This window comes from Streptomyces sp. WAC06614, from assembly GCF_003949795.1.
Classification (GTDB): domain Bacteria; phylum Actinomycetota; class Actinomycetes; order Streptomycetales; family Streptomycetaceae; genus Streptomyces.
In genome coordinates, this window is record NZ_RPRY01000001.1 from 1 (window position 1) to 21,270 (window position 21,270).

Below are 21,270 nucleotides of genomic sequence, written 5' to 3' on the forward strand. Positions count from 1 at the left end.
GCTTCGTGCTGGGTGGGGTGGGCCTGGACGGCCCGCCCCGGATGCCGGGTTTGGGGTGGTATGTGAATCTGGGCGCGTGACCCAGGGATTCCGTGTGTCCCGCTGGCTCGCCGCAGCCGCGCTCGCCGCCGTGGCGCTCACCCCGGTGACCCCTGTCCGGGCCGCGCACGACGTCCCGGGCGAGAACGAGCTGGCCGGCAGCGCGGCCGGGGCCGGCCGCGAGCACCCCGGGCGGCCGGTGGCCGCCCCCGCGGACCCCGGCGCACGGGTGGTCTCCCGGCCGGTCCCGGTCCACCAGCCGTCCTCGGCGTCCACGTCCTCCTCGTCGTCCTCGGCTTCCTCGGCCTCCTCGCCCGCGGCCACCCCTTCCGGCCCGCTCCCGCCGCCCGTGGTCGCCGCCCCGTCCTCCCCGGTGCCGGTGGCCCTGGGCACCGAACCCAACGAGCGGGCCGCCGACCTGGCCGCCCACATGCTGCCGCTGGGCACCGGCTTCGCCCTGATGGGCCTGGGGCTCGGCTTCCTCGGCGTACGCCTGCGGCGCGACTGAGGCACGACCGGGCTGCGCGCCCGAGACGCGCCCGGGACACTTGCCCCTGAGGACATACTCGGTATACATACTGAGTATGTCCATTCGTCACGGCCTCCTCGCCCTGCTGGAACGGGGGCCCCGATACGGCTCCCAGCTCCGCACCGAATTCGAGTCCCGCACCGGCTCCACCTGGCCGCTCAACGTCGGGCAGGTCTACACGACCCTGGCCCGGCTGGAGCGGGACGGCCTCGTCGCCCCCGGCGGCGAGGACGAGGCCGGGCACACGCTCTACGCCATCACCGACACCGGCCGCACCGAGCTCGCCGCCTGGTACGAGCGCCCGGTGGACCGGACCAACCCGCCGCGCGACGAGCTCTCGATCAAGCTCGCCATGGCCGTGGGCGCCCCCGGGGTGGACGTCCGCGCCGTGATCCAGGCCCAGCGGCACGCCACCGTCCAGGCGATGCAGGACTACACCCGGCTCAAGGCCCAGGCCCTCGCCGCGATCGAGAGCGGCCGCTCCCAGGAGCGCGACGACGTCGCCTGGCTGCTGGTCCTGGAGCAGCTGATCTTCCAGACCGAGGCCGAGGCCCGCTGGCTCGACCACTGCGAGTCCCGGCTGGTCCGGCTCTCCGCCCAGGCCGGCCTGGCCACCGGCGCCTCCGGGACCACCGGCGCCTCCGGGGCCACCGGGACCGCCGGGGCCACCGGGACCGCCGGGACCGCCGGGGCCACCGGCCCCACCTCCGTGCCGCCCCGCGCCCGCACCACGCGCGGCTGACCGACCTCCCAGGGGATCCACATGCCCGACCAGCACCAGCCACCGCACCAGCCCGTGCTGCAACTGAAGCAGCTCACCCGCGTCCACGGCAGCGGCGCCACCGAGGTGCACGCCCTGCGCGGGATCGACCTCGCCGTGCACCCCGGCGAACTCGTCGCCGTCATGGGCCCCTCCGGCTCCGGCAAGTCCACCCTGCTCACCCTTGCCGGCGGCCTCGACACCCCCACCGACGGCCAGGTGATCGTGGAGGGCACCGACATCACCCGGGCGAGCCGCGGACAGCTCGCCGCCCTGCGCCGGCGCAGCATCGGCTACGTCTTCCAGGACTACAACCTCATACCGGCGCTCACCGCCGCCGAGAACGTGGCCCTGCCCCTCGAACTGGACGGCACCTCCGCCCGCCGTGCCCGTACCCAGGCCCTCGCCGCCCTGGAGGAGATGAACCTCCCCCAGCTCGCCGACCGCTTCCCCGACGAGATGTCGGGCGGCCAGCAGCAGCGCGTGGCCATCGCCCGGGCCCTGGTCGGGGACCGTCGCCTGGTGCTGGCCGACGAGCCCACCGGCGCGCTGGACTCCGAGACCGGCGAGTCCGTCCTCGCCCTGCTGCGCGCCCGGTGCGACGCGGGCGCCGCCGGGGTCCTGGTCACCCACGAGCCGCGGTTCGCGGCCTGGGCCGACCGCGTCGTGTTCCTGCGGGACGGCAGCGTCGTCGACGAGACCCTGCGCAGCCACCCCGACTCCCTGCTCTCCGGCCAGGTGGCCGACCGGTGACCTCCTGGTACCACCCCTGGATCGCGGCCCTGCGGATCGCCCGCCGCGACGCCTGGCGCGCCAAGGGCCGCAGCCTCCTCGTCCTCGCCATGATCGCCCTGCCGATCATGGGCGTCAGCGCCGCCGACCTCACGGCGCGCAGCGCCGAGCTCTCCAGCGAGCAGAACGCCCGCCGCCTCCTCGGCGCGGCCGATGCGAAGATCGAGGCGCCCGAGAGCGGCAAGGCGATCCTCCAGACCCCCGACGGCCGCAACTGGAAGCTCGCCGACCCCGCCGCCCGCCCGGGCCGCGGCGGTGACGCCACCGACCAGCAGGTCGTGCAGACCCTCCGGGCGGCCCTGCCGGCCGGCTCGGAGCTGGTCGAGCAGAGCGAGGGCCGGATCCGCGTCCGGACCGGGTACGGCCTGCTGGACGTGTCCGCCCGGGAGCTCGACGTCGCCCATCCGATGGTGCGGGACCTCGTCACGCTCGACCGCGGCGAACTGCCGCGCCGAGCGGGCGAGGTGATCGCCACCCAGGCCTTCCTGGAGGCCTCCGGACTCCACGTCGGCTCCCGCCTCACCCCGCGCGGGACCCAGCTCACGTACAAGATCGTCGGCGCCTACGAGCTGCCGGACGACCTCAAGGCCTCGGAGCTGCTGGCCCCGCCCGGCAGTCTGCTGGGTCCCCTGGACCGGGCCCTGCAGGGCGCCGGGATGCGCGGAGTGGTCGCGAGCGACTCCTGGTACGTCACCGTCGGCCGCGGTGGTTTCACGTGGAACATGGTCCAGCAGGCCAACACCAAGGGCGCCCTCGTGGTGTCCCGCGCCGTCCTGGTCCACCCGCCGGCCGACTCCGAGGTGCCCCTCTACCGCCAGGAGCCGCCGGACCGCTTCGGCACGCCGAAGGTGGAAGCGGTCGAGATGGCGATCCTCGCCACCGTCGTGGGCCTGACCATGCTGGAGATCTGCCTGCTGGCCGGACCCGCCTTCGCGGTCGGTGCCCGCCGCTCGCGCCGCCAGCTCGGCCTGGTCGGCGCCAACGGCGGTGACCGCCGGCACATCCGGGCCGTGGTGCTCTCCGGCGGCATCGTCATCGGTGCCGCGGCGGCCGTCGTCGGCATCGTGCTGGGCCTGGCCCTGACCCTGGGGCTGCAACCGGTGCTGGAGGACCAGCTCGGCAAGCGCTTCGGCCACTTCGAGGTCCGGCCGCTGGAACTGCTGGCCGTCGCGGGCCTGGCCGTCCTCACCGGGCTGCTGGCGGCGATCGCCCCGGCCGTCACCGCCTCCCGGCAGACCGTGCTGGCCGCGCTGACGGGACGTCGCGGTGTGCGCCGGGCCGGCCGGGTGCTGCCGGTGCTGGGCCTGCTCGCCCTGGCCGCGGGCATCGCGGTCGCCCTGTTCGCCTCGGTCTCCGACCAGGGCTTCATGGTCGTCGCCGGGGGCAGCGTCCTGGCCGAGCTGGGCATCGTCGCGCTCACCCCGGTGCTGGTCGGGCTGTTCGGGCGGGCCGGGCGCTGGCTGCCGCTGTCGCCGCGGCTGGCGCTGCGCGACGCGGTGCGCAACCGCGGGCGGACGGCTCCGGCCGTGGCCGCCGTCCTGGCCGCCGTCGCCGGGACCGTGGCGGTGGCGACGTACCAGCACAGCGTGGAAGCCCAGCAGCGGCACCAGTACGAGGCTCAACTGCCCGACGGCGTGGGCCGGCTCACCCTCGACGAGGCCGGCGGCTGGCGGGACATGCCGGCCGTGCGCGAGGCGCTCGGCCGGGACCTTCCGGTCGCGGTACGGGCCGATGTGGAACGGCTGCGGGTCGGGGCGCCGGACTGCGAGCCGTACACGCAGTCGAAGGGCTGCGGCCAGATCGAGGTCCTGGTCCCCAAGGACCAGAAGTGCCCGCTGTGGACCGCGGCCGGGTCGCAGAACCTCAGCCCGGAACGGGCCCGGGAGCTGGGCGCGGACTGGCGCTGCCAGCGCCGGTTCACCATGGGCGCGCTCGACACGGCCGTGGCCGACGACAAGCTGCTGACGGTCCTGGGCATCACCGATCCCGGCACCGTACGCGCGCTGAAGGAGGGGCAGGCCGTGTCCTTCGACCCGACCCAGGTCAAGGACGGCAAGGTCACGCTGCGCGTGGTCACCGACTTCGACAAGGCGGACGAGGCGCGCGAGCGCGACGAGGACCCGCCCGGGCAGGACAAGGTCTTCCCCGTCCACCAGGCCGCGCAGGGCGTCAACGCCTGGGGCATCCAGTTGCTGCTGCCGCCGGGCGCCGTCAAGGCGGCGGGCCTGGAGACCGCGCCGTGGGCCTCGTACTTCAGCCTCGACGGCACGGCGAGCAGCGAAGCGCGGCAGCGGCTGGACGGTGACATCGACCGGATCGGCGTGGCCGCCTCCGTCCACATCGAGGAGGGCTTCGTGCCCACGGACGGGATGATGACGCTGATCCTGTCCGTCTTCGCGGGTCTGGTCACCATCGGCGCGGCCGGTATCGCCACCGGGCTGGCCCAGGCCGACGCCGAGGCCGATCTGCGGACGCTGGCGGCGGTCGGCGCGGCCCCGTGGGTCCGACGGACCCTCAGCGGCTTCCAGTGCGGCGTGGTGGCCGCGATGGGCGTCGTGCTGGGCACGGCGGCCGGGGTGCTGCCCGCGATCGGGCTGCTGCTGGCCGAGCGGCGCATCCAGTGGCAGTTCTACGAGGAGACCCTCGCGCGCGGTTTCCTGATGCGTGACGAGCCGTTCGTCCCGATCGTCGTGCCCTGGGCGGCCCTTGCGGGCCTGCTCGTCCTCGTCCCGCTGGGCGCGGCCCTGCTGGCGGCACTGGTCACCCGTTCCGGCGGGGCCCTGGCCCGCCGGGCGGCGGGCTGAGCCGACCGGGAGCGGTTGGTGCCTCCGGACAGGGTGGATCACGCCTGTCCGGGGGCACACCGTGGAAAAGCAACGGTGTGCGAGAGAATGGCGGCATGGAGATGCCGAGGAGTGAACGGTCGCAGGACAGTCCCCCGCACGTCCTGATCGTGGGACAGGACGGACTGGCCGTCGGCGGCGCAGATGACGAGTCGCGCGAGGTCCCCGTGACGGAGATGGTCGAACAACCCGCGAAGGTCATGCGCATCGGCAGCATGATCAAGCAGCTTCTGGAAGAAGTCCGCGCTGCGCCTCTGGACGAGGCCAGCCGGGTCCGCCTGAAGGACATCCACGCCTCCTCGGTGAAGGAGCTGGAGGACGGCCTCGCCCCGGAGCTCGTCGAGGAACTGGAGCGGCTGTCGCTCCCGTTCACCGACGAGGCCATCCCCTCCGAGGCGGAACTGCGCATCGCGCAGGCACAGTTGGTCGGCTGGCTGGAGGGCCTGTTCCACGGCATCCAGACCGCCCTGTTCGCGCAGCAGATGGCCGCGCGGGCCCAGCTGGAGCAGATGCGCCGGGCCCTGCCGCCCGGTGCTCCGACCGACGACAAGGACGGCTCGCACGGCCCGGTCCGCTCCGGCCCGTACCTGTAGACCCGTCAGGCGGACCACGGCCCGGCCCACCTCACCGAGGTGTGCCGGGCCTTCGCACGTCCGGGCCCGTGGCAGGCCTCACCGCGGGTACCGGCCCGGGGCGGGGTGCGTACGGCACCGGTGCGGAACGCGGTCCCCGCATACTCGTGACCATGACCTACGACGCCATCGTCCTGGCGGGCGGCGCGGCCCAGCGGCTCGGCGGGGCCGACAAACCCGGCCTCAGCGTGGGCGGCCGGACCCTGCTCGACCGGGTGCTCGACTCCTGCGCGGACGCCGACCGGACGGTGGTCGTCGGCGGCCGGCGGGCCACCGCGCGGCCCGTGACCTGGGCGCAGGAGGACCCGCCCGGCGGAGGCCCGCTGGCCGCCCTGCACGCCGGCCTGCGCCGGACCACCGCCGAGCAGGTCGTGGTCCTCTCCGCCGACCTGCCGTTCCTGGACGCGCCGACCGTCCACGCCCTGCTGGCCGGGCCCGGCGCCGAGGGCACCCTGCTGCGCGATCCCGCCGGGCGCGACCAGCCCCTGGTGGCCGCCTACCGCGCCGAACCGCTGCGCCGTGAGCTGGCCCTGCTGGCCACCGAGCACGGCACCCTCTACGGCCTTCCCCTGCGCGCCCTGACCGCCGAGCTGGACCTGGCCCGCCTCGACGCGGCCCCGCTCGCCTCCTTCGACTGCGACACCTGGGACGATGTCGCCGCCGCCCGTGCCCGGATCAGGGAGCATGGGACCGTGCTGGACGAATGGATCACCACCGTCAAGAACGAGCTGGGCATCGACCTCGACGTCGACACCAAGGCCCTGCTCGACCTCGCCCGGGACGCCGCCCACGGCGTTGCCCGGCCCGCCGCGCCGCTGACCACCTTCCTGGTCGGCTATGCCGCGGCCCGCGCCGAGGCCACCGGCGCCGACCCGGCCGAGGCCGTCGCCGAAGCCTGCCGCAAAGCCGCCGGGCTGGCCCTGCGCTGGGCCGCGGAGGCCGAGCCGGGGCCCGGGACCACCTCCGAGGGGCGCCCGGCCGAGGGCGGGGGAGGCTCCGGATGACCGCCGCCTCCGATGCCGAACGGGCCGTCGAGGAAGCCCTCGCCCTCGTCGCCCGCGATCCCGGCGGCCGGGGCCGCGGGCCGTCCGCCGGTGGCGGCGCGGGCAGTGGCGTGGGCGGCCACGGCGGGACCGGGGCGGGGCACCGGGCGACGGCCTGGCCCCGGGCCCGGGAGACCGCGTCCCGCGCCGGGGCGGTCACCCGGCCGCGCACCCACCGGGTCGCCCTGTCCGAGGCCCTCGGCGAGGTGCTGGCCGCGCCCCTGGAGGCCCTGACCGACCTGCCGTCCTTCGACACCTCCGCCATGGACGGCTGGGCCGTCTCCGGGCCCGGTCCCTGGGCCGTCCGGCCCGGCTCCGGGGTGCTGGCCGGCTCCGACCGGCCCGAGCCGCTCACCGACGGCGAGGCGGTACGGATCGCGACCGGGGCCCGGATCCCGGGCGAGACCACCGCCGTGCTGCGCTCGGAGCACTCCCGCGAGGTCGGCGGGCAGCTCTACGCCGACCGGGACGTGCTCACCGGCCAGGACATCCGGCCCCGTGGGCAGGAGTGCCGCTCCGGCGACCTGTTGCTGCCCGCCGGCAGCGCCGTCACCCCCGCCGTGCTGGGCCTGGCCGCCGCCGCGGGCTACGACGAGCTGCTGACCCGGCCCCGCCCGCGTGTGGAGGTCCTGGTCCTGGGCGACGAGCTGCTGACCGAGGGCCGCCCGCACGACGGCCTGATCCGCGACGCGCTCTCCCCGATGCTCGGACCGTGGCTGGAGCGGATCGGCGCCGACGTCACCGCCACCCGGCGGCTCGGTGACGACCCCGACGGGGCCGAGGCCCTGCTGCGGGCCGTCACCGGCTCCGCCGCCGACCTCGTGATCACCACCGGCGGCACCGCCTCCGGCCCGGTCGACCACGTCCACCCCGTGCTGGAACGGGCCGGAGCCGAGCTCCTGGTCGACGGGGTCGCCGTCCGCCCCGGGCACCCGATGCTGCTGGCCCGCCTGGACGGCGGCACCCGGCACGTCGTCGGCCTCCCGGGCAATCCGCTGGCCGCCGTCTCGGGCCTGCTCACCCTCGCCGAGCCCCTGGTGCGCGGCCTGGCCGGACGGGCCCCGCGGCCCCGCTACGTCGCCCCGGTACGGGACACCGTCTCCGGGCACCCCTACGACACCCGGCTGGTGCCGGTGGTGCTCACCGCCGACCACGCCGTTCCGCTGCGCTACCAGGGGCCTGCGATGCTGCGCGGGATCGCCGCCGCCGACGCGCTGGCCGTCGTACCGCCGCACGGGGCGAAGGCCGGGCAGGAGCTGGAAATCCTGGATCTTCCGTGGGTCGCCGGGGGATGTTTCACGTGAAACTCCACGGCCAGGACGCGATGGCACGCCAGGCCGACGAGAAATTGGTCTCCCGCCGCGTCAAGCTGCCCAAGCGGGTGGTCGAGAAGCCGCTGCGGCAGGTCGCCAAGCGCCTGCTGCTGGCCCTGTCCGTGCTGCTGCTGACGGTCCTGATCGTCTGGCTCGACCGCGCGGGCTACCACGACAACGCCAACGAGACCGTCGACCTGCTCGACTGCTTCTACTACGCCACCGTGACCCTGTCGACGACCGGCTACGGCGACATCGTCCCGTACAGCGACAGCGCCCGGCTGGTCAACATCCTGCTGATCACCCCGCTGCGCGTGCTGTTCCTGATCATCCTGGTCGGTACCACGCTGGAGGTCCTGACCGAACGGACCCGCGAGGAGTGGCGGCTGAACCGCTGGAGGAAGAACTTGCGTGACCACACGGTCGTCATCGGCTTCGGCACCAAGGGCCGTTCGGCGCTCCAGACACTGCTGGCGACCGGTGTCGGCAAGGAGTCGGTGGTCATCGTGGACCCCAGCGCCAAGGTGATCGACATCGCCAACGCGGAGGGCTTCACCGGGGTGGTGGGGGATGCGACCCGTACGGACGTGCTGCTGCGCGCCGAACTCCAGAGGGCCCGTCAGATCGTCATCGCCACCCAGCGCGACGACACCGCGGTCCTCGTCACGCTGACGGCGCGCCAGCTCAACCGGGGCGCCAAGATCGTCGCGGCGGTGCGCGAGGAGGAGAACGCGCCGCTGCTGCGCCAGTCCGGTGCGGACGCCGTCATCACCAGCGCCAGCGCCGCCGGGCGGTTGCTGGGCCTGTCCGTGCTCAGCCCGGCGGCGGGCACGGTCATGGAGGACCTGATCCAGCAGGGCAGCGGCCTGGACCTGGTCGAACGCCCCGTCACCCGGGCCGAGGTGGGCAAGGGGGTGCGGGAGACCGAGGACCTGGCGGTGAGCGTGGTCCGCGGGCACCGGCTGCTCGCCTACGACGACCCGCACCTCGGCCCGCTCCAGCTGACGGACCGCCTGATCGTCATCGTCCGAGCGGCTCCTCCGTCCGAACCCGCCCCGACACGCGGCTCCATGGGCTGACCCGGCGTACTACTGTCCGGGCCATGCATGCGATCACCATCCCGCAGCCCGGCGGCCCCGAGGCCCTGGTCTGGGCCGACGTACCCGATCCGGTGCCCGGCGAGGGCGAGGTCCTCGTCGAGGTCACGGCCGCCGCCGTGAACCGTGCCGATGTGCTCCAGCGACAGGGCTTCTACGATCCGCCGCCCGGCACCTCCCCCTACCCGGGGCTGGAGTGCTCCGGGCGGATCGCCGCCGTCGGCCCGGGCGTCCCGGGCTGGGCGGTGGGCGACGAGGTGTGCGCGCTGCTGACCGGCGGCGGGTACGCGCAGAAGGTCGTTGTCCCGGCCGGGCAGGTGCTGCCGGTGCCCAAGGGCATGGACGTGGCGACGGCCGCGGCCCTGCCGGAGGTCGCCTGCACGGTCTGGTCGAACCTGTTCCTGGTGGCCCACGTGCGGCCCGGTGAGACCGTCCTGGTCCACGGCGGCTCCAGCGGCATCGGGACCATGGCGATCCAGCTCGCCAAGGCCGTCGGGGCGCGGGTCGCGGTCACCGCGGGCGGGCCGGAGAAGCTGGCGCGCTGTGCGGAGCTGGGCGCGGACATCCTCATCGACTACCGCGAGCAGGACTTCGTGGCGGAGCTGGGGGCGGCGACGGGCGGCGCGGGCGCGGACGTGATCCTGGACATCATCGGCGCCAAGTACCTGGCCCGGAACATCGAGGCGCTGGCCGTGAACGGACGGCTGGCGATCATCGGCCTCCAGGGCGGGGTCAAGGCCGAGGTGAACCTGGCCGCGCTGCTGGCGAAGCGGGCCGCCATCACGGCGACTACGCTGCGGGCCCGCCCGCTGGAGGAGAAGGCGGCCATCGTGGCGTCCGTGCGCGAGCACGTCTGGCCGCTGATCGAGTCGGGCCAGGTCCGCCCGGTGGTGCACGCCCGCTACCCGATGGCGCGGGCCGCCGACGCCCACCGGGTCATGGAGTCCAGCACCCACATCGGCAAACTCCTCCTGACCCCGGCCTCCTGACCACCACCCCGCCCGGAACCGGCCGCACCCCGGCCGCGACCGCTCCCAGGTGGGGCGGCCGCGGCCGGGGCCGGGTGGCGGCGCTGCGGGCTACAGCGAGCGCAGCAGGACCGCCGGGGACTCCACGCAGTCGGCGACGTAGCGCAGGAAGCCGCCGGCCGTGCCGCCGTCACAGACGCGGTGGTCGAAGGTCAGCGAGAGCTGGACCACCTGGCGGACCGCCAGCTCGCCCTGGTGGACCCACGGCTTGGGGACGATCCGGCCGACACCCAGCATGGCCGCCTCGGGGTGGTTGATGATCGGGGTGGACCCGTCCACCCCGAACACCCCGTAGTTGTTGAGGGTGAACGTGCCCCCGGTCAGATCGGCGGGCGCCAGCTTCCCGGCCCGGGCCACCTCGGTCAGCCGGGCGAACTCGGCGGTCAGCGCCTCCGGGTTCATGGTGTGGGCGTCCCGGACCACCGGGACCACCAGGCCCCGCTCGGTCTGCGCCGCGAAGCCCAGGTGCACCTCGGGCAGCCGGACGATCTCCTTCGCCGCGAGGTCCACGGTGGAGTTGAGCTCCGGGAACCGGGCCAGGGCGGCCGTGCAGATCCGGGCCAACAGCGCCAGCACCGAGATCTTCGGGCCGCCGGCCGCGTTCATCGCGGCCCGGGCCGCCATCAGCTCGGTGGCATCGGCGTCCACCCAGCACGTGGCGTCCGGGATCTCGCGCCGGCTGCGCGAGAGCTTCTCGGCGACGGCCCCGCGCAGTCCCTTGAGCGGGATCCGCTCCCCGGCCACGGCCGGGACGGCGGCCGGCGCGGCCACGGGCGCGGGCGCCCGCAGCGCGGCCTCGACGTCGGCCCGCAGGATCAGCCCGTCGGGCCCGCTGCCGGACAGCGCGCGCAGGTCGAGGCCGTTGTCCTTGGCCAGCTTGCGCACCAGCGGGGAGATCACCGGCACCGGGCCACCGGCCGGCACCGGCCGGGCCGCCGCGGCGGCCACCGGCGCGGGGGCCTGGACGGGCGCGGCCGCGGGCGCGGGGACCGGGGCGACCGGCGCGGCGGCGGGCACGGGGACCGGGGCGACCGGCGCGGCGGCAGGAGCGGCGGCCGGACGGATCCGGCGGCGCCGGGCCGGGCGGGAGTGGTCCGTGCCGTACCCGACCAGGACGTTGCCCGAACCGGACTCCGCCGGCTCGCCGCCACCGGCGGCGTCCCCGTCCCCCTCGGTGGCCGTACCGACCGCCACCGTCAGCAGCGGCGCGCCCACCGGAAGCTCGGTGCCCTCCTCGCCGAACCGGGCGGTGACCACACCGCCGTACGGACAGGGCACCTCCACCATGGCCTTGGCCGTCTCGACCTCGACCACCGGCTGGTCCACGGCGACCACGTCACCGACGGACACCAGCCAGCGCACGATCTCGGCCTCGGTCAGCCCCTCGCCGAGGTCGGGGAGCTTGAACTCCAGTACCTGAGGCATCAGTTCTCCCACTGAAGGCGGGCCACGGTGTCCAGGATCCGGTCCACGCCGGGCAGGTGGTGCTTCTCCAGCATCGGCGGCGGGTACGGGATGTCGAACCCGGTCACCCGCAGCACCGGCGCCTCCAGGTGGTGGAAGCAGCGCTCGGTGACCCGCGCGGCGATCTCCGCGCCCGGTCCGCCGAAGCCGTTGGCCTCGTGGACCACCACGGCGCGCCCGGTGCGGCGTACGGAGGCGATCACGGTCTCCTCGTCGAACGGCACCAGCGAGCGCAGGTCCACGACCTCCAGGTCCCAGCCCTCCTCACGGGCCGCCTCGGCGGCCTCCAGGCACACCGGCAGCGAGGGGCCGTAGGTGATCAGGGTCGCGCTGGTGCCCGCGCGCCGCACCAGGGCCTTGCCGATGCCCGGCACCGCGGCCGGGGCCGCCGCGTTCCACTCGGCCTTCGACCAGTAGAGCCGCTTGGGCTCCAGGAAGACCACCGGGTCGTCCGAGGCGATCGAGGCCCGCAGCAGGCCGTACGCGTCCTCGACCGTGGCCGGGGTCACCACGTGCAGGCCGGGGGTGGCCACGTAGTACGCCTCGGAGGAGTCGCTGTGGTGCTCCACACCGCCGATCCCACCGCCGTAGGGAACCCGGATGGTGATGGGCAGCGGCATCGCGCCCCGGGTGCGGTTGCGCATCCGGGAGACGTGCGAGATGAGCTGCTCGAAGGCCGGGTAGGCGAAGGCGTCGAACTGCATCTCGACGACCGGCCGCAGCCCGTACATCGCCATGCCGACGGCCGCGCCCAGGATGCCGGCCTCGGCCAGCGGGGTGTCCGTGCAGCGCTCCTCGCCGAACTCCTTGACCAGGCCGTCCGTGATCCGGAAGACCCCGCCGAGGGCACCGACGTCCTCGCCCATGACGTGGACCGTGGGGTCCTCGGCCATCGCGTCGCGCAGCGCGCGGCCCAGGGCCTGGGCCATCGTCGCCGGCTTCACCGCCACCGTGGTCATGCCTCCGCCTCCGCGTCCAGCTCGGCGCGCAGCATGGCGGCCTGCTCCCGCAGGCGCCCGGTCTGCTCGCTGTAGACGTGGGCGAACAGGTCCATCGGGTCCAGCACCGGGTCGGCGTTCATCCGCTCGCGCAGGGCCGCCGCCATCGTCTCGGCGGACTCCTTGGCGGCCTCGATGCCGGCCTCGTCCAGGATGCCGCGCGCGGTCAGCTCCCGCTCCAGCAGTTCCACGGGGTCGTGCTCCTTCCAGGCGGCCACCTCGTCGTCCTCCCGGTAGCGCGTGGCGTCGTCGGCGTTGGTGTGGGCGTCGATCCGGTAGGTGATCGCCTCGACCAGGGTCGGGCCGCCCCCCGTACGGGCGCGCTGGACCGCCTCGGCCAGCACCTCGTGGACGGCGGCCACGTCGTTGCCGTCGACCAGGCGGCCCGGCATGCCGTAGCCGACGGCCTTGTGCGCGAGGGTGGGCGCGGCGGTCTGCTTGGCCAGCGGTACGGAGATGGCGAAGCCGTTGTTCTGCACGAGGAAGACGACCGGGGCCTGCCAGACGGCGGCGAAGTTCAGCGCCTCGTGGAAGTCGCCCTCGCTGGTGCCGCCGTCGCCGACCATGGCGAGGGCCACCACGTCGTCCCCGCGCAGCCGGGCGGCGTGCGCCAGGCCCACGGCGTGCGGCAACTGGGTGGCCAGCGGGGTGCTCAGCGGGGCTATGCGGTGCTCGCGCGGGTCGTAGCCGGTGTGCCAGTCGCCCCGCAGCAGGGTCAGGGCCTGCACCGGGTCGAGCCCGCGGGCGACGGCCGCCAGGGTGTCGCGGTAGCTGGGGAAGAGCCAGTCCTGCTCGGCCAGGACCAGGGCCGCCGCCACCTCGCAGGCCTCCTGGCCCACGGTGGACGGGTAGACCGCGAGCCTGCCCTGCCGGGTCAGCGCGGTGGCCTGCGCGTTGTAGCGCCGGCCGCGCACCAGCTCGGCGTAGCACCGCCGCATCAGCTCCGGGTCCAGCTTCTCCGCGGCCGGGGTGCCCAGCACCCGGTGGGGCTCGGGGTCCGGCAGCAGCGGAGCGGCCTGCGTACGGGGCCTCCAGGAGGGAGGCGGGGTGGGACGGTAGGACGCACCGGCACCGGGCAGCTCTTGGACCGTCATGGCGGCGTACACCTCCTCGTGGGAAGCGGGCAGGGCGGGCGGCCGGGGCACCCCCGGCGGTGGCCGGACGGGCGGGACGCCTCACCTACCGATTGTTCGGTCGACCGCACATTTTGGCTACAGGCGGCTCCAGGCTGTGGACAAACTGGCGGCGGGGCCCTGGGATGGGTGCAGGACGTCCAGAAGAGGGAGGCCGGGGGCAATGGCGGATGAACAAATGGCCGGAGCGGGTTCCGCACCGGTCACCCCGGGCACGGCGGCCTGCCCGCCCGGCACCCCCGCGACCTCGGCGCCCCCGCGCCCCCTCGACCCGATCGACCGTTCGATCCTGCGGTTGCTCCAGACGGACGGCCGGGCCTCCATACGGTCGGTCGCCGAGCAGGTGCACGTCAGCCGGGCGAACGCGTACGCCCGGATCAACCGGCTGATCGACGACGGGGTGATCCGCGGCTTCACCGCCCGGGTCAACCACGAGCGCGCCGGCCAGGGCGCGTCCGCGTACATCACCCTGAAGATCGTCCAGAACTCCTGGCGGACCGTGCGCGAGAAGCTGCGCGAGCTGCCCGGCGCCGCGCACATCGCGCTGGTCAGCGGGGACTTCGACGTGCTGCTGCTGGTGCACACGCCCGACAACCGCACCCTGCGCGAGCTGGTCCTCACCCGCCTCCAGGCCATCCCGGAGGTGCTCTCCACCCACACCCTGCTGGTGTTCGAGGAAACGGATCTGCTCGACCCGGACACCCCGGACGGCCCCCGCCTCGCCGAGGACTGAGCCCACGGGCCGCCGCCGCACGCCCCGACAGGCCACCACGCGCCCCGGCGGGCCGCGTACGCCCCGCCGGGTCGCCGTACGCCCTTGCGGGCCGCCGTACGCCCCGCCGGGGCCGCTTCAGCGCGTCGTGCGCAGGCCGTCGAAGGCGAGCCGGACGACGGCCTCCGCGAGCTGGTCCCGGTCGGCCGCCGAGTGCGGCCGGTACCACTCCACCAGCGAGTTCACCATGCCGAACAGCAGCCGCGTGGCGAGCCGGGTGTCCACGTCCGCCCGCAGGTCGCCGTCGGCCGCCGCGGCGCCGAGCAGCTCGGCCACCCGGTGGTCGAACTCGCGGCGGCGCTCCAGCGCCCAGCGCTCGGTGCGCGTGTTGCCGCGCACCCGCAGCAGCAGCGTCACGTAGGGCAGTTCGGTGACCAGCACCTCCACCGTGCGGCGCATGACGTGCTCGACGCGCGCCACCGCGCGCCCCTGCGTGGCACCGGGCTCGTCGAGGATCGCGAACAAGCCGTCCAGAGCGCGGCTGACGGCCCGCTGGAGCAGTTCCTCCTTGCCCGCGACGTGGTGGTAGATCGAGGACTTGGAGATGCCCGCCGCCTTGGAGAGGTGCTCCATGGAGGTGCCGTCGTAGCCGCGCTCGTTGAAGACCTGGACGGCCACCGACAGCAGCGTCTCGGGGGTGTAGGTGTCCCGCCGTGCCGTGGTCATGAGACGCCGTTCTCCTCGTCGTCGCGGTAGCCGAGCCGGTACAGCGCCAGGGAGGGCGCGTAGCGGCCGCCCGGGCACCGCTCGTCGAGGTGGTGCAGGAGGTCGTAGGCCCAGTCGCGGCCGAGCCGCGCGTGCCATTCCGACGGACCGAGGGGGTAGTTCACGCCGAGTTTCATCGCGGTGTCGATGTCCTCGGCGGTGGCCACCCCGCGGGCGACCGCGTCGGCGGTCAGGTCGATCAGCATCGCGACGGTCCGGGCGACGATCATCCCCGGCACGTCACCGATGACGCTGACCTGCTTGCCGAGCTTCTGGAACAGGCCGACGGCCTCGGCCAGGGTGCGCGCGGAGACGTCCTCGGAGGCGGACAGCGCGATCCGGGTGGCGCCGCGGTAGTCCAGGGCCAGGTCGAAGTAGACGACGTCGGTGAACTCCACCGAGGTCCTGCCGTCGACGGGCACGAGCTGGCCCTCGCCCGGCAGCCCGATGTACGGACCGCCGGTCTCGACCTCGGTGACCGCGACCCCGGCCTCCTGCATCAGCTCCACCAGCGCGGCGGCCGGCCCCAGGTCCCCGACGACGGTGACCTTCTCCGGGGCCTCCTCGGGCGCGGCGGTACGCGGCTGCGGAGCGGTGGCGTCCGGGCCGTACGGGTACCAGCCGTGCCCCGACTTGCGGCCGAGCCGGCCCGACTGGACCAGGCGGCGCTGGGCGAGCGAGGGGGTGAACTTGGGGCTGTGGAAGAAGGACTCCCACACCGAGCGGGTGACGGCCTCGTTGACGTCCTGGCCGATCAGGTCGGTCAGCTCGAACGGGCCCATCCGGAAGCCGCCGCACTCGCGCAGCACCGCGTCGATGGTGGCGGGGTCCGCGCCCTGCTCCTCGTGGACCGCGAAGGCCTCGGCGTAGAAGGGGCGGGCGATGCGGTTGACGATGAACCCGGGGGTGTCCGCGCAGCGGACCGGGACCTTGCCCCAGGCCTGCATCGTGGCGTACGCGCGCTCGGCGGCGCCGGGGTCGGTGGCGAAGCCGCTGACCACCTCGACCAGCGGCAGCAGCGGCGCCGGGTTGAAGAAGTGCAGGCCGACGAACCGGCCCGGGTGCGCCAGGGCGCCGGCCAGCTCGGTGACGGAGAGGGAGGAGGTGTTCGTGGCCAGCAGGGCATCGGCCGGAACGACTCCTTCGAGTGCCGTGAACAGCGCGCGCTTGACGGCCACGTCCTCCACGACCGCTTCGATCACCAGCGCGGCCCCGGCGAGGTCGGCCAGCTCCGCGGCGGCGCCGAGCCGGCCCAGGGCGTCGTCCGCGGCCGCGCGGTCCAGGCGGTCCTTGGCGACCAGCCGCTCGATCCGGCCGGCCACCGCCCCGACGGCCTCCTGGGCCCGCCCGGGCAGGGCGTCGTGGAGCAGGACGGGGTGACCGGCGAGCAGGGCGACCTGGGCGATTCCCTGGCCCATGGTCCCGGCACCGACGACCGCCACGGTGCGGGAGCGCTCGATAGCTGTCATGTCCCCGATCCTCCCGCATGGGTTGTCCACAGGCTCGGTCGGCCCTCTTGTCCCGACCGATCGTTCGGTTACTCTAACTCCAGTCTGCTCCGCTTCGCCCGGCTCAACGAGGAGTTGGTCTTGATGGCCGCCGCCGACCTGTCCGCCACCCAGCTTTCCGAGAAGCACCGGCCCACCCTCGACCAGGCGCTGGAGGCCGTCCGCACCCGCGCCTACTGGTCCCCGCACCCCGAGCACCCCAAGGCCTACGGCGAGACCGCCCCGGCCGACGGCCTCGCGGCCTTCCAGGCCCTCAGCGGCACCCGCCTGGACCTCGATCAGCCCGGCACGGACGGCTGGACCGGTGGCGAGGTCTCCCCCTATGGCCCCGAGCTCGGCGTGGAGTACCCGCACGCCGACCCGGACGTGCTGCTGCCCGCCATGAAGGCCGGCATCGCCGCCTGGCGGGACGCCGGGCCCGAGACCCGCGCCCTGGTCTGCATCGAGATCCTGTCCCGGATCAGCGCCCGCACCCACGAGTTCGCGCACGCCGTCATGCACACCAGCGGCCAGGCGTTCATGATGGCGTTCCAGGCGGGCGGACCGCACGCGCAGGACCGCGGTCTGGAGGCCGTGGCCTACGCCTACGCGGAGCAGACCCGGGTCCCCGCCCAGGCGCACTGGTCCAAGCCGCAGGGCAAGAAGGACCCGCTGGAGCTGGGCAAGGCCTTCGTCGCCGCGCCGCGCGGCATCGCCCTGGTCATCGGCTGCAACACCTTCCCCACCTGGAACGGCTACCCGGGCCTGTTCGCCTCCCTCGCCACCGGGAACGCGGTGCTGGTCAAGCCGCACCCGCGGGCCGTGCTGCCGCTCGCCCTGACCGTGCAGGTGGCGCGCGAGGTGCTGGCCGAGACCGGCTTCGACCCCAACCTGGTCGCGCTGGCCACCGAGCGCCCGGGCGAGGGCATCGCCAAGACCCTGGCGGTCCGCCCCGAGATCAGGATCATCGACTACACCGGCTCCACCGAGTTCGGCGACTGGCTGGAGACCAACGCCCGCCAGGCCCAGGTCTACACGGAGAAGGCCGGCGTCAACACGGTCGTCGTGGACTCCACCGACAACTACAAGGGCATGCTGGCGAACCTCGCCTTCTCCCTGTCGCTCTACAGCGGCCAGATGTGCACCACCCCGCAGAACCTGCTGATCCCGCGTGACGGCATCGAGACCGACGCCGGCCACAAGTCGTACGACGAGGTCGTCGCCGACCTCGCCGCCTCGGTCGAGGGCCTGCTGGGCGACGACGCCCGGGCCAACGCCCTGCTGGGCGCGCTGGTCAACCCCGACGTCAAGGCCCGCCTGGAGGCGGCGGCCGCGCTCGGCGAGGTCGCACTGGCCTCGCGCGAAGTGGCCAACCCCGAGTTCCCGGACGCCGTGGTGCGCACCCCGGTCATGGTCAAGCTGGACGGGGCCAAGCCCGACGACTCCGCGCCGTACCTCTCCGAGTGCTTCGGCCCGGTCTCGTTCGCGGTGGCGGTCGACTCCACGGACGACGCACTGGAGCTGCTGCGGCGCACGGTCCGGGAGAAGGGCGCGATGACCGTCGGCGCGTACACCACCTCGGCCGACACCGAGCGGAAGGTCGAGGAGGTCTGCCTGGAGGAGTCCGCGCAGCTCTCGCTCAACCTCACCGGCGGGGTCTACGTGAACCAGACGGCGGCCTTCTCGGACTTCCACGGCTCGGGCGGCAACCCCGCGGCGAACGCGGCGCTGTGCGACGGGGCGTTCGTGGCCAACCGGTTCCGCATGGTGGAGATCCGCCGGCAGGCCTGACGGCCGCTGCCGGGTCGCCTAGGGCGTGGCCGGACCTCCCCAGTGGAAGAGGGTCATGGCCACGCTCGTGGCGAGGTTGTAGCTGGAGACCTGGGGCCGCATGGGCAGCGACACCAGGTGGTCGGCCCGCGCCCGCAGCTCGGCCGAGATGCCGTGCCGCTCGGAGCCGAAGGCGAGCAGGGCGTCGTCCGGGAGGGTGAGGGAGCGGATGTCCTCGCCCTCCGGGTCGAGGGCGTAGAGCGGCCCCGGCGGCAGGGCGTCGTCCTCCAGCCGGTCCACCGTGGTCGCCCAGTGCAGCCCGGCCCCGGCCCGGACCACGTTCGGGTGCCAGGGGTCGAGGTTGCCGCGGGTGACCACGCCGGTGGCGCCGAAGCCTGCGGCGAGGCGGACCACGGCGCCCACGTTGCCCAGGTTGCGGGGGTTGTCCAGGACCACCACGGGCGCGCGGCGGGGGAGCGCGGCCAGTGCCGCACGGGCCGTCCCGCGGTCCGGGCGCACGGCGAGCGCGGCCACCCCGGTGGGGTGGACCCGCGGCAGCAGCGCGCGCAGCTCGGCGGGCCGCAGCAGGCCGGCCACGGCCGGCGCGACGTCCGGCGCCAGCTCGGCGGCCAGGGCGTGCACGGCGGCCGGGTCGTCGGCCACGGCCAGGCGCACGTCGGCGCCGAAGCGGAGCGCGTGCTTGAGCGCGTGGAACCCGTCCAGCAGCACCAGGTCGTCCCGCTCCACGGCCGACCGCCACCGCCGTACCGTGGCATCGCCCGCGTCGCCCCGGTGGTCCCCGTCGGTCTCCCGGGGCCCGTCCGCCCCCCGCACATCGCTCATGCGACGAGCCTACGAGGTGCCTCCCGGCGCCGGCTCCACGGCCGCCGGCCCGCACCCGCCACCCGACGTCCCGGGCCCGCCACCGTCCGGCCCGCACCCGCCACCGTCCGGCCCGGCGCCCGCCGCCGTAGGCCGCTCCGCAGCGCCGTCGCCCGGGCGCCGAGCCACACCAGGAAAGCGGTCGGCAGGAAGACCGCGTCGGCCGCGATCATCGCCAGGGAGAAGAACGGCAGCCCCAGCAGCACCGCGATGCCCGCGTGCTCCAGGATCATCACCGCGAGCAGCGCGTTCTTCACCCGCCGGTTCAGCAGGGTGAACGGGAAGGCGACCTGCACCGCCACCGTCCCGTACGACAGCAGCATCACCAGCGTCCCGCTGCCCGCCAGCAGCGCGGACAGCCCGGGCCACGGCGTGAAGTAGTCCAGCCCCAGCGGGTAGTACAGCGCCGTGCCGTCCTGCCAGCGCGAGCCCTGGATCTTGTACCAGCCGGCCGTCGCGTAGATCAGGCAGACCTCGGCCATGATCACCAGCAGGGCCGCGTTGTGCACCAGGTTGGCCAGCACGTCCAGCAGCGCCCGGCCCGCGCCGTACGGGGCGCGGCGCTGCACCGTCCACCACAGCGCCTGGGCCGCCCACAACGCCCCGAAGGCCGCCGCCCAGCCCCCGCCCAGCTTCCCGGCCACCGCCCCGTACGCCAGGACCAGCCCCAGGACGGCCCACAGCAACGGCCCGGCCGGCCCGTCCGAGCCGGCGGGGCCGCGCCGCGCCGCCCGGCGGGCGTCCAGTGACCAGACCTGCGCGCACCGGGTGAGCACCAGGTAGAGGGCCATCAGGTGGATGACGTTGTCCCCGCCGTCGCCCATGAAGACGCTGCGGTTCTGCAACCCGAGCACGCCCACCATGAACAGCACCGACATGGTCCGCGCGTGCCAGCCCAGCAGCAGCAGCGCGGCGGAGAGCACGGCCACGGCGTGGACGGTCTCGAACCACACCGCCGAGTCCGACCACATCAGCACCGAGAAGGCGTCGTTCGTGGCGGTCAGCCGCCGCCCCAGCTCCCAGCTCCACGGGCCGTCCGGCCCGTACAGCTCGCGCCGGTGCGGGAACTCCCGCAGCAGGAAGAACAGCCAGGTCCCCGCGACCCCGATGCGCAGCACGGCGCTCTGGTACGGCCCCAGCGCCTGCCCGGTGACCCGGGCCAGGGCGCGCCCGACGGCGGCCCTCACACGGTCCACCACGGCAGCTCCCGGTAGTACGGCTGGGTGTCGGTGGTCTCGGTGCTCCACCGGGGCGCCGGCACGGCCCGGGTCACCGAGCGCAGCTGCACCCGTTGCAGGTGGCCGTCCCCGTACGTGCCGGCCAGCCGGGCCACCGCGATCCGCCGCAGGTAGGCCTCCGAGAGCGCGCCGCGCTCGCCGTGGGGCTTGTCGTCCTCGTCGTGCGCGGAGGTGTAGAAGTCCCAGGCCCGGCGCAGCTCGTTCTGCGCGGTGTGGCTGGGCAGCAGGTGGTGGCGGATCCGCTCGGCGTCCTCGGCGGACAGGTCCCGCCAGTCGGTGGTCACGCGCTCCCCGGCCCCCGTGCGGATCTGGGCGCGGACCTCGACGGCGATGTTCTGCTGGAGGGGGTTGGGGGCGAAGAGCTTCCAGTTCTGTTCGAACTCGGGGTAGACCCAGGCGTCGACCGTGGCGCCGTGCCGCTTGCTCAGCGTGTTCGACGGTGCGACGTGCAGGAACACCATCGCCAGGTGCCAGCAGGCGGCGACCGCCACGGCGCCCAGCGCCAGGGCGGCCACCAGGCGGTACGGAGTCGGCAGACCGGCGATGCCGGCCGGTGGCGGCACCGGTCGCGGTCCCGGGACCGGCCCCTCCCGCTCGTTCGAATCCATCCCGTCCCGCTCCTCGGCGTTCCACAGAGGTTGACACCCTACGGGCCGCCGTCTCACCATTGAAGAGTTCGAACCGAACGATCGGTCGGTCGGTCGGGTCGGACGGAGCGGAACCAGGACAGCGAGCCGAACCACTG

General features: G+C 74.6%; 19 protein-coding genes. 11 read left to right on the forward strand and 8 right to left on the reverse strand.

What is annotated here, in order from left to right; all coding sequences use genetic code 11:
• Positions 1-76 precede the first annotated feature (76 nt).
• The 9 genes from EF918_RS00005 (at position 77) to EF918_RS00045 (ending at position 10,037) form a co-directional block, all read left to right on the forward strand.
• Complete coding sequence (locus EF918_RS00005) at positions 77-547, forward strand: hypothetical protein (protein WP_125638442.1); 471 nt, start codon at positions 77-79, stop codon at positions 545-547.
• A 76-nt stretch (positions 548-623) separates the two neighbouring features.
• Complete coding sequence (locus EF918_RS00010) at positions 624-1,310, forward strand: PadR family transcriptional regulator (protein ID WP_125638445.1); 687 nt, start codon at positions 624-626, stop codon at positions 1,308-1,310.
• Between the two features lie 21 nt (positions 1,311-1,331).
• The gene (locus EF918_RS00015; RefSeq protein WP_125638448.1) at positions 1,332-2,081 is read left to right on the forward strand and encodes an ABC transporter ATP-binding protein; all 750 of its coding nucleotides are present in this window, start codon (positions 1,332-1,334) and stop codon (positions 2,079-2,081) included.
• Entirely contained in the window at positions 2,078-4,924 is a 2,847-nt protein-coding gene (locus EF918_RS00020; RefSeq protein WP_125638451.1) for an FtsX-like permease family protein, read from the forward strand. Before EF918_RS00015 ends, EF918_RS00020 begins: the two co-directional genes overlap by 4 nt.
• 95 nt (positions 4,925-5,019) lie before the next feature.
• Positions 5,020-5,556: a bacterial proteasome activator family protein gene (locus EF918_RS00025; protein WP_125638454.1), complete on the forward strand. Its 537-nt coding sequence runs from the start codon at positions 5,020-5,022 to the stop codon at positions 5,554-5,556.
• A 152-nt stretch (positions 5,557-5,708) separates the two neighbouring features.
• Positions 5,709-6,599 (forward strand): NTP transferase domain-containing protein, encoded by an 891-nt coding sequence (locus tag EF918_RS00030; RefSeq protein ID WP_125638457.1) that lies wholly within the window; start codon positions 5,709-5,711, stop codon positions 6,597-6,599.
• Positions 6,596-7,942 (forward strand): molybdopterin molybdotransferase MoeA, encoded by a 1,347-nt coding sequence (locus tag EF918_RS00035; protein ID WP_125638460.1) that lies wholly within the window; start codon positions 6,596-6,598, stop codon positions 7,940-7,942. Before EF918_RS00030 ends, EF918_RS00035 begins: the two co-directional genes overlap by 4 nt.
• Positions 7,930-9,030, forward strand: coding sequence for a TrkA family potassium uptake protein (locus EF918_RS00040; RefSeq protein ID WP_125638464.1), 1,101 nt, complete (start codon positions 7,930-7,932; stop codon positions 9,028-9,030). The genes EF918_RS00035 and EF918_RS00040 overlap by 13 nt, the downstream gene beginning before the upstream one ends.
• A gap of 23 nt (positions 9,031-9,053) precedes the next feature.
• Entirely contained in the window at positions 9,054-10,037 is a 984-nt protein-coding gene (locus EF918_RS00045; protein ID WP_125638467.1) for an NAD(P)H-quinone oxidoreductase, read from the forward strand.
• A gap of 90 nt (positions 10,038-10,127) precedes the next feature.
• On the opposite strand, the gene EF918_RS00050 is transcribed toward EF918_RS00045, so the two are convergent.
• From EF918_RS00050 to pdhA, 3 genes are read right to left on the reverse strand one after another with little or no spacing between them, the layout of a single operon-like run.
• Entirely contained in the window at positions 10,128-11,501 is a 1,374-nt protein-coding gene (locus tag EF918_RS00050; protein WP_125638470.1) for a dihydrolipoamide acetyltransferase family protein, read from the reverse strand.
• Positions 11,501-12,499, reverse strand: coding sequence for an alpha-ketoacid dehydrogenase subunit beta (locus tag EF918_RS00055; RefSeq protein WP_125638473.1), 999 nt, complete (start codon positions 12,497-12,499; stop codon positions 11,501-11,503). The genes EF918_RS00050 and EF918_RS00055 overlap by 1 nt, the downstream gene beginning before the upstream one ends.
• Positions 12,496-13,632, reverse strand: a complete 1,137-nt coding sequence (pdhA, locus tag EF918_RS00060; protein WP_125638476.1) for a pyruvate dehydrogenase (acetyl-transferring) E1 component subunit alpha — start codon at positions 13,630-13,632, stop codon at positions 12,496-12,498. Before pdhA ends, EF918_RS00055 begins: the two co-directional genes overlap by 4 nt.
• Before the next feature lie 202 nt (positions 13,633-13,834).
• Here pdhA and EF918_RS00065 point away from each other — a divergent pair, with 202 nt between their 5' ends.
• On the forward strand, positions 13,835-14,404 hold the full coding sequence (locus tag EF918_RS00065; protein WP_125638479.1) for an Lrp/AsnC family transcriptional regulator: 570 nt from the start codon (positions 13,835-13,837) through the stop codon (positions 14,402-14,404).
• Between the two features lie 117 nt (positions 14,405-14,521).
• Here the strand turns inward: EF918_RS00065 and EF918_RS00070 are convergent, their stop codons facing one another.
• A complete protein-coding gene (locus tag EF918_RS00070; RefSeq protein WP_125638482.1) occupies positions 14,522-15,109 on the reverse strand; it encodes a TetR/AcrR family transcriptional regulator in 588 nt (195 codons plus the stop codon).
• Entirely contained in the window at positions 15,106-16,617 is a 1,512-nt protein-coding gene (locus EF918_RS00075) for a 3-hydroxyacyl-CoA dehydrogenase (protein WP_125638485.1), read from the reverse strand. The genes EF918_RS00070 and EF918_RS00075 overlap by 4 nt, the downstream gene beginning before the upstream one ends.
• Positions 16,618-16,740: 123 nt before the next feature.
• On the opposite strand from EF918_RS00075, the gene paaN reads away from it, so the two are divergent.
• Complete coding sequence (paaN, locus tag EF918_RS00080) at positions 16,741-18,426, forward strand: phenylacetic acid degradation protein PaaN (protein ID WP_125638488.1); 1,686 nt, start codon at positions 16,741-16,743, stop codon at positions 18,424-18,426.
• Positions 18,427-18,444: 18 nt separating this feature from the next.
• Here the strand turns inward: paaN and EF918_RS00085 are convergent, their stop codons facing one another.
• Genes EF918_RS00085 through EF918_RS00095 form a run of 3 tightly spaced genes read right to left on the reverse strand, consistent with a single transcriptional unit; the run spans position 18,445 to position 21,133 of the window.
• Positions 18,445-19,248: an RNA methyltransferase gene (locus EF918_RS00085; RefSeq protein ID WP_125638491.1), complete on the reverse strand. Its 804-nt coding sequence runs from the start codon at positions 19,246-19,248 to the stop codon at positions 18,445-18,447.
• Positions 19,245-20,483 carry an HTTM domain-containing protein gene (locus tag EF918_RS00090; protein ID WP_260609659.1) on the reverse strand — a complete coding sequence of 413 codons (1,239 nt, stop codon included), beginning with the start codon at positions 20,481-20,483 and terminating at the stop codon, positions 19,245-19,247. The genes EF918_RS00085 and EF918_RS00090 overlap by 4 nt, the downstream gene beginning before the upstream one ends.
• Complete coding sequence (locus EF918_RS00095) at positions 20,471-21,133, reverse strand: DUF5819 family protein (RefSeq protein ID WP_260609660.1); 663 nt, start codon at positions 21,131-21,133, stop codon at positions 20,471-20,473. The genes EF918_RS00090 and EF918_RS00095 overlap by 13 nt, the downstream gene beginning before the upstream one ends.
• Positions 21,134-21,270 lie beyond the last annotated feature (137 nt).

Coding starts and splice junctions, on each gene's coding strand:
- EF918_RS00010 (WP_125638445.1), top strand. CDS start 624: ATGTCCATTCGTCACGGCCTCCTCGCCCTGCTGGAACGGGGGCCCCGA.
- EF918_RS00015 (WP_125638448.1), top strand. CDS start 1,332: ATGCCCGACCAGCACCAGCCACCGCACCAGCCCGTGCTGCAACTGAAG.
- EF918_RS00025 (WP_125638454.1), top strand. CDS start 5,020: ATGGAGATGCCGAGGAGTGAACGGTCGCAGGACAGTCCCCCGCACGTC.
- EF918_RS00030 (WP_125638457.1), top strand. CDS start 5,709: ATGACCTACGACGCCATCGTCCTGGCGGGCGGCGCGGCCCAGCGGCTC.
- EF918_RS00035 (WP_125638460.1), top strand. CDS start 6,596: ATGACCGCCGCCTCCGATGCCGAACGGGCCGTCGAGGAAGCCCTCGCC.
- EF918_RS00040 (WP_125638464.1), top strand. CDS start 7,930: ATGTTTCACGTGAAACTCCACGGCCAGGACGCGATGGCACGCCAGGCC.
- EF918_RS00045 (WP_125638467.1), top strand. CDS start 9,054: ATGCATGCGATCACCATCCCGCAGCCCGGCGGCCCCGAGGCCCTGGTC.
- EF918_RS00050 (WP_125638470.1), bottom strand. CDS start 11,501: ATGCCTCAGGTACTGGAGTTCAAGCTCCCCGACCTCGGCGAGGGGCTG.
- EF918_RS00055 (WP_125638473.1), bottom strand. CDS start 12,499: ATGACCACGGTGGCGGTGAAGCCGGCGACGATGGCCCAGGCCCTGGGC.
- pdhA (WP_125638476.1), bottom strand. CDS start 13,632: ATGACGGTCCAAGAGCTGCCCGGTGCCGGTGCGTCCTACCGTCCCACC.
- EF918_RS00065 (WP_125638479.1), top strand. CDS start 13,835: ATGGCGGATGAACAAATGGCCGGAGCGGGTTCCGCACCGGTCACCCCG.
- EF918_RS00070 (WP_125638482.1), bottom strand. CDS start 15,109: ATGACCACGGCACGGCGGGACACCTACACCCCCGAGACGCTGCTGTCG.
- EF918_RS00075 (WP_125638485.1), bottom strand. CDS start 16,617: ATGACAGCTATCGAGCGCTCCCGCACCGTGGCGGTCGTCGGTGCCGGG.
- paaN (WP_125638488.1), top strand. CDS start 16,741: ATGGCCGCCGCCGACCTGTCCGCCACCCAGCTTTCCGAGAAGCACCGG.
- EF918_RS00085 (WP_125638491.1), bottom strand. CDS start 19,248: ATGAGCGATGTGCGGGGGGCGGACGGGCCCCGGGAGACCGACGGGGAC.
- EF918_RS00095 (WP_260609660.1), bottom strand. CDS start 21,133: ATGGATTCGAACGAGCGGGAGGGGCCGGTCCCGGGACCGCGACCGGTG.